This window comes from Marinobacter sp. B-12 (genome assembly GCF_056857915.1).
Window position 1 is genome coordinate 34,481 of record NZ_JBSXOB010000018.1, and the last position, 6,716, is coordinate 41,196.

General features: G+C 50.2%; 7 protein-coding genes. 1 reads left to right on the plus strand and 6 read right to left on the minus strand.

The genetic code is table 11. The features are described from left to right. Window positions 1-28: 28 nt before the first annotated feature. From AC13D2_RS01250 to AC13D2_RS01275, 6 genes are all read right to left on the minus strand, one after another. Window positions 29-1,140 (minus strand): IS3 family transposase gene (locus AC13D2_RS01250; protein ID WP_227507849.1). Its coding sequence is split into 2 segments (ribosomal slippage): window positions 29-879 and window positions 879-1,140, totalling 1,113 coding nucleotides; the frame shifts between segments, so codons are not numbered across the junction. Window positions 1,141-1,624: 484 nt separating this feature from the next. After that, window positions 1,625-1,816, minus strand: a complete 192-nt coding sequence (locus AC13D2_RS01255) for a hypothetical protein (RefSeq protein WP_091643569.1) — start codon at window positions 1,814-1,816, stop codon at window positions 1,625-1,627. A gap of 166 nt (window positions 1,817-1,982) precedes the next feature. After that, complete coding sequence (locus AC13D2_RS01260) at window positions 1,983-3,161, minus strand: replication initiation protein (RefSeq protein WP_091643693.1); 1,179 nt, start codon at window positions 3,159-3,161, stop codon at window positions 1,983-1,985. A 571-nt stretch (window positions 3,162-3,732) separates the two neighbouring features. Then, window positions 3,733-3,909 carry a hypothetical protein gene (locus AC13D2_RS01265; RefSeq protein WP_228210962.1) on the minus strand — a complete coding sequence of 59 codons (177 nt, stop codon included), beginning with the start codon at window positions 3,907-3,909 and terminating at the stop codon, window positions 3,733-3,735. A 310-nt stretch (window positions 3,910-4,219) separates the two neighbouring features. Beyond that, complete coding sequence (locus AC13D2_RS01270; protein ID WP_482938106.1) at window positions 4,220-4,558, minus strand: N-acetyltransferase; 339 nt, start codon at window positions 4,556-4,558, stop codon at window positions 4,220-4,222. 136 nt (window positions 4,559-4,694) lie between these two features. Beyond that, window positions 4,695-5,018 (minus strand): type II toxin-antitoxin system TacA family antitoxin, encoded by a 324-nt coding sequence (locus tag AC13D2_RS01275; protein ID WP_104272348.1) that lies wholly within the window; start codon window positions 5,016-5,018, stop codon window positions 4,695-4,697. Between the two features lie 364 nt (window positions 5,019-5,382). Here AC13D2_RS01275 and AC13D2_RS01280 point away from each other — a divergent pair, with 364 nt between their 5' ends. Further along, window positions 5,383-6,348 carry a DNA-binding protein gene (locus tag AC13D2_RS01280; RefSeq protein ID WP_482938107.1) on the plus strand — a complete coding sequence of 322 codons (966 nt, stop codon included), beginning with the start codon at window positions 5,383-5,385 and terminating at the stop codon, window positions 6,346-6,348. The last annotated feature ends 368 nt before the right edge of the window (window positions 6,349-6,716 follow it).

Below are 6,716 nucleotides of genomic sequence, written 5' to 3' on the forward strand. Positions count from 1 at the left end.
TCCGCGTTATCCTGTAAACATCCCTGTTTCAGTTGCACCGCTGATTAGAGTTTTCCGCTCGTTGGTGTTTCGCCAGGTATTCCCATGGCGTCAGGTCTTCCAGTGAATCGTGAGGGCGCTCATCGTTGTATTCCGTCATCCAGGATTCGGTCAGTTCTCGGACTTCGGTGAGATTCCGGAAGACATACATATTCAAGATCTCGTCCCTGTAAGTCCGATTGAAGCGCTCAACATACGAGTTCTGAGTTGGTGTGCCCGGCTTGATAAACTCCAGCTCGATACCGTGTTGCTCAGCCCAATCTGCCAAGGCCATCGAGATGAATTCAGGACCGTTATCCATGCGTAGTTTGGCCGGGTAGCCTCGCCAAGCAATGATGCGCTCCAGAACTCGTATGACCCTCGGTGCTGGCAGGTTCAGGTCAATCTCAATAGCCAGCACCTCCCGGTTAAAATCGTCCACCACGTTGAAGGTGCGGAACCGGCGACCACAGAACAGACTGTCGCTCATGAAATCCATGGACCAGCATCGATTAACGGTGACTGGTACGCTCAATGGCTCCGGGTTTCGTGTCGGGAGTCGTTTCTTGCCCCGTCGTCGTTTGTTCAGGTTGAGAGCACAATACAGCCGGTGTACCCGCTTGTGATTCCATCCGTGACCCCAGCGTCTCAGCACCTTGAACAGCTTGCTGAAGCCGTAGGCGGGATAGCGTTCAGTCGCGCTTTGAAGTGCTGCAATCACCGGTTCATCCCGGGAGGTATCTGGTCGATACCGGTACACAGAGTCACTGATGCCAGCGATTCGGCAGGCCCTGCGGATGCTGACACCGTGAGCCTGCTTGAGGTAATCCACCAGTTCTCGTCGAACGGCTGGCTTTACAGCTTTTTTTCGATCACATCCTTCAGCAGCTTGTGATCCAGGCTCAGCTCGGCGTACATCTGCTTCAGCCGGCGGTTTTCCTCTTCCAACTCTTTGAGGCGCTTCACATCAGAGGCCTCCATGCCGCCATACTTCGATTTCCAGTTGTAGTAGGTCGCATCGGAGATGCCGTACTCCCGGCAGACTTCCTTGACCAGGCGGCCGCCCTCGACCTCCTTCAGGATCTTGACGATCTGTGACTCGCTGTACCGTGATTTCTTCATGTCGTTCTCCGTTTGCCTCATTGTAGGCCGGAGAACTCTAATTACGCATGCGCCGATTTTAGGGGATGGTTACAATCCCACTATTTGAACGTTCGCTTTGCGACCAAACCCAACTTCGCTCTTCAGTCACCCAAGCATCTCCAATTGCCAGGCAACCCACTTTGGGGATGCGAGAGTCGCGACCAGACTGCACTCTAAAGATCAAGTTTGCGCGTTGTTCGAAGTGCCCTGAATTAATTTATGGACTGCGCGTAAGAGCAGTAGACGTGTCTCGGTGATATTTACAGGAAACCCCACAGCCACTGGGCTACAGGCCGATCCAAAACCTCCTGAACTAAAATGAACACCGCACCTGGTTTAACATAATGTTTATTATGCGTAGTATGCTAAACGGTAGGCAGCTAACAACCTAAGCTTTGTTTATTGTTCTTGTACTCCAGTCTTCACTATTGGGAGTCGTAATTGTAAATTGGGTTATAGGTGGTCAGTCCCAAAAGATAGCGGCGACAACTACTGGGGAGCCGATAGCGAAAACGCCGGCGAAGACCCAGGAGAAATATTGCTCCCAGACGCGGTGGTCGCTAAGTAGATCGCCGAGGTGGAATCCAACTATTCCACCGATCACGAAAAGCGTGATTGCTAAAGGCCCGGGCATAGTTTTCTTTTCTTTTGCCATGGCTCAAATCCTCCCTGGAGCTGCTCCGCAATTACCCTGTTTATTGGACCTTAGTAATTTTAGTTGGTATCTGCAGACCTGGCAGGCGTGTTTGGGCAGACTTTGGTTTATGCAGGGAATCTGAAGCGGAGTTCTGGGCTTGTGGCCTAAAGAGGTAGGAAAGCGTTCAATCGGTTGTAGATCGGAATTTTTCGACCTGTTGGGCAACAGAATAATTCAGAAATTCCGAATAACTGGAGAAAGGCTCTCCCCTATCCTTTTCTGCGGCAACCAGATTACGGAATTCGGCAGGAGTAGCGCACTCGTGGAATAAAGGATGGCTTGTGCTTGGTTTTGAGGCGTCCGCCTTAGTTTCCTGTTCTATCGCATCCAGTGGTAGTTCTGGATTTGCATAGTTTTCTCGAACTGCCGTTACAAACCATCCAGCGGGATTGCTGAGTGTTTGAGACCTGTGGTGAGCTTTCGCCAGTGCCAAATTGCTGACGATTCGATCCTCATCATATTTGGTGAAGATCTCTCTGCAGGAGGCATCGGTTACTCCGAGAGCTCTGAGATCCGAGTAAAGCGGATGGTTCGGAAGATCCTCCAAGGTGTCGATGGTCTTCCACTCGAACTCAAGGGCAACCGTTTTACGGCCGTGCTTTATCTTTTTAACGTAGACCTTTTTAAATTCAGTAAATTGCTCAATCTGGGCAATAGCCGGCTGGAGAACTTTCTGGTTGAGATTGGCGAATCTTTCGTATGTTTCCGGGTTGTAGCCCATCAGCTTCGAGAAGTTATCCCAACCATTGCGAGCAGCGAGCTTAGGATCAAGCCCAACGGTCCGGTTGCCGAACTTACGGTACTGCTGAAATAACTCATAGAGTCGAATCGCGTAATTCGATTTCATTCGCAGAATTCGACCTAACTCATAAAGTGTGAAGCGGCCAACCAGGCCGATCAGGAAAGGCTTGAGCTCTTCACTAAATTTGATGCCGAATGATCCACGCTCACAATAAGCTTTGGAAACCCATTGGTACATTCGCCATTCGCCGGTGTCTTCATTCCGGATAGTGACTTGCTTGCTCATAATGCCTTTAGAAATGCGGCGGAGATCTCGATAGGCGTTTTTGGGATTGAGCTCCAAATGGGCTACTAGATCCTGAACCTGGAAGACTTGCTCATGAAACTGCGTCTGATCTTTACGGATCTGCGCCATGGCAACCAAAAGAAGTTTGTGCTCTTGGCTGGTTAGCTCAAATTGCGCCTCAACCAAGGCGTTGGCTTTCGCAACCCGGAGCTTAGGGGTGTTTTCGTTGAGTGGAATTAAATCGAGCTGGTGATTAGCTTCAGCTGCTTGTCCCACGATTAACCCCGAATAAGTGAATTGATGGTTCGAACAAATATCACCCAACAGAAAAAGCTTCAAGGGCAAAGGGCAAGAAGCAACTCCAGGATGGTAAAAGGCAACCCAATGACGGCCATGGGCAACCAAATGACGTTTGGTTTAGATATTCCTGGTAGACCGGACTGGTCATGAGCTCTCTAGTTTGCCGGTTTAACGCCTAATTCGCCGTCATAAGGTTGCCTTTACCGGCTCACAAGCATCCATTTGCTCAATTCTTCATCGGATTTTGATTGTGAAGGCCTGAAATGACCATCATTCGGTTGCCGAAATCCTGGTTGAGCCCGTCATTAAGTTGCCTTTAGCTATTTTTTGAGGCCGCCGAACCGTCATCGAGTTGCTTTTAGTCAGCATCGAGGCCTGAGTGGCGTGCCGCCCGTCATTCGGTTGCCTTTAATTGGGGCCTGGTGAAGCGGTTCTTACCGTCATTCGGTTGCTTTTGATGGTTGCGATCGGCACCGGGTTAGAGGGATATCGGCTCTGACACGAAAGATCCCGTCATTGAGTTGCCTTTTAACCCGAGAAACTTCATTTAGGTTGCCGAATGACCGCGTTTTCTGGCCTCAAGACTGCCGTCATCTGGTTGCCCTTGGTGAATGTTCTCTGCCAACTTGTGGAAAACGTAGCTTTTTTCCTGACCATCGTTGGGTTGTGGGTGACCGTCTTTAAGTTGCTCTAAGAATTCTTGAGAGTGGCTTTCTACCGTCATTGAGTTGCCTTAGACCGTCTCAAAGATGCTGAGTCTTCATGTGAGTTGCCCTAATCGTTCTACCTTGTTGTTTTGGCGTTATTTTTCAGCTCCGAAACAAACATAACTATAGAAACATGAAATAGTGCAAACATGGCTTATGGACTTCTATCTCTGATACAGGCACACCAGTGACCGGCAACCTGGATGATGCCGTTGTAACTGCTGCCCCGGTCTCCAGGGCCCCGTTAGCTGGAGCGCATTGCCTTTCAAAGATGGATTCTCTCTAAAGGCAATACGGTCTGCAGACCAGTGATAAGCGACGAGCGACCTACGCGATGCCTGCAATGAAGTTGCATACGCCTATCGGGAGCCACAGCTTCAGGCCGGTCTCATCGATGATCTCAAGGTCGTCACCTGCCCTATCAAGGTAAAACGCTTTGGCATCCTGGTCCTTGGCATCAATAACCAAGCCTACGCCACCTACGGCATCTGAAATCGCAGCTGCGGTAATGATCGAGTAGGTAAAAAGACGTTTACCGCACCCCTGACCCTTGTACCGGATATCCACGGCCATTTTGGCGAGCAACAGAGCGGGTACCGGACTCTTAAGTTTACGACCGGCAAAGCACTCATCTGGAATGTCGATTGTGGTGGGAGTCAGCGTCACAAAACCCATGACCCTATTTGAGTCTCTTGGATCTTCCAGGACAAATGTCCTTGTCATCCTTTTGGAGTCGGATGACCGCGCGCTGTTAGCTAAATAGTTATTCAGTTGTTCATTACCGCAGTCAAAATCTCTGCGGTTATGCCTCTTCTGAATCGGTGTAAGTTTCGCTCGCATCTATCGTTTCCCTGTAATCGAGCGCGTCCTGAATGAGCTTGCTTGACTTAGGTTTCCGAGGTCTTTGATCCATCAGACTCAGCATTCGGTTACCGGTCTCAACGGTCACCTTGATGCGTGTCATCTGTTCAATAACCTTATCTGCCCTGTCCATGGATGACTCAATCACAAATTGTGACAAGGTCACTCCACTGAGCTCAGCCGCTTGCGCTATGTGTTTTTGGATCTCCGGACTGACTCGCGCAACAAGGCGCGGATCAGCAGATCCGTTTCCCAGCTTGGTCATGATTGGCTCCTAGTATTTATCGTTGGCTGGCTCAGGCGACCCTGTTTTAAAGCCCGGGTTTGGCAAGTGCGTGCGACGAAATACAACCTGTTTCCTCTAACTGTTGCCAGCATCATTACTCTACTCTGCCCTTGCTCAAAAATCAATCTGTGTGACGTTTAGGCACACAAGCAGTGCGCTGCGTTCAATTTGATTGCTGCGGATTGATCTGTGCGCCCAAGATGCGCTCCATCGAAAACATCGTGGCTTTTTGGCTTTAATTTATTTGTTTCTTTGTTTCTTTGTTTCTTTGTTTCTTTGTTTGTTTGTTTATTTTTTATAAAGCGCTATACTTGATGCATATCCCTACTAGTTCGAGGTTCATATGCGCCCTGCGGAATTTGAAGACGAGCAAATCATCGAAGCAGCGAAGCGGTTATTAGGCGCCGGTCGGCGAGTAACCGGTTTTGCCTTGAGAAAGGAAATCGGGGGCGGCAACCCGTCGCGATTGGTGAGGGTTTGGGAGGACTACCGCCAGAGCCAGGAGGTTGTTGAAAGCGAGCCCGTCCAGGATCTGCCTGTTGAGGTTGAAGAAGCACTGAATGAAATGACCAGCTCATTCCTGGATCAGGTCAGAACACTTGCGATCAATCTTAACAACCGTGCTGTTAAAACCGCAGAGCGCCGGGTAGCCGATGTCATGAAGTCGGCCAAGGAGCAACAACAAAGCGCGGAAGCAGAGCTGATTGATGCCACAGCGGCCTTTGACGAGCTAGAAGGGCAAGTGCAAAGCCTTCAGGAAGCGCTTGAAGGCACGAGAAAGGAGCTTCAGTCCGTCAATGATGACCGGAAAGAGCTCGGCAACAAACTGGTAAAGCTGGAAAAGGATCTTGCTGTTTCGGAACAGAAGTTAAGCAAAGAGCAAGAAAAGGCCAGTGATTTGAAGGGTGAGGTTGCAGGTCTCAAAAAAGCTAATGAGAGCCTGGAGAGCGACAAAGCTGATCTTCGAAAACAGCGGGATGGTTGGGCGACGATAGTAGAAAGCCGTGAGGAAGAGGCAGCAAAGCTGAGTCATCAGTTGTCGGAGGCTCAAGGGATGCTGCGTGAGCTTGAGGCTGAAAAGAAAGCGATCGCCGCACAATCGGAAGAACGAAAGAAGGAGCGTGACGAAGCCCGCTCCGCCCAGAAGGAGGCCGAGAGACTAGTCACCCAACTGGAAACCCGGCTGGCAGCCAACGAAACCCAGAACAAAGAGACCAAAGAGAAAGTGCAAGAGTCTCAAAAGCCAGGAAATGAATCTCGGTCACCAGAAAAGGCCTCGGATCCAAGAAAGAAGGGAGGTAAATCGTGATTGGGTGCCGACCTGCATGGCTACTGATCTTAGTTTTATCGGCTCTGCCTTTGGTTGGGGCAGCCGATGTGATCAAAAAGTCCGGGTCGGGTATTTGCCATGATCCACAGAGCCCTTGGTACGAGGTTGTTAAAAACTACCAGGGATTCCGGACCCTCAAGGCGTGTACGCAGTCTGGTGGTCGCCTGCCCAAGGGAGCCAGTGCTACTCCGGAAGAAATCAAAGCCCGAGGCTGTAAATAAATCTGTGTAACTGCCCACCCCATTACAGGTGGCCGTCCAGGCGGTCACCGAACTCGATAATAAAGCGATTCAGTGCAGGCTTCCAATCTCGGATCGGCATGGTCCATTTCTTTGATGCTTGCTGGA

Coding starts and splice junctions, on each gene's coding strand:
- AC13D2_RS01255 (WP_091643569.1), bottom strand. CDS start 1,816: ATGGCAAAAGAAAAGAAAACTATGCCCGGGCCTTTAGCAATCACGCTT.
- AC13D2_RS01265 (WP_228210962.1), bottom strand. CDS start 3,909: ATGACGGTAGAAAGCCACTCTCAAGAATTCTTAGAGCAACTTAAAGAC.
- AC13D2_RS01275 (WP_104272348.1), bottom strand. CDS start 5,018: ATGACCAAGCTGGGAAACGGATCTGCTGATCCGCGCCTTGTTGCGCGA.
- AC13D2_RS01280 (WP_482938107.1), top strand. CDS start 5,383: ATGCGCCCTGCGGAATTTGAAGACGAGCAAATCATCGAAGCAGCGAAG.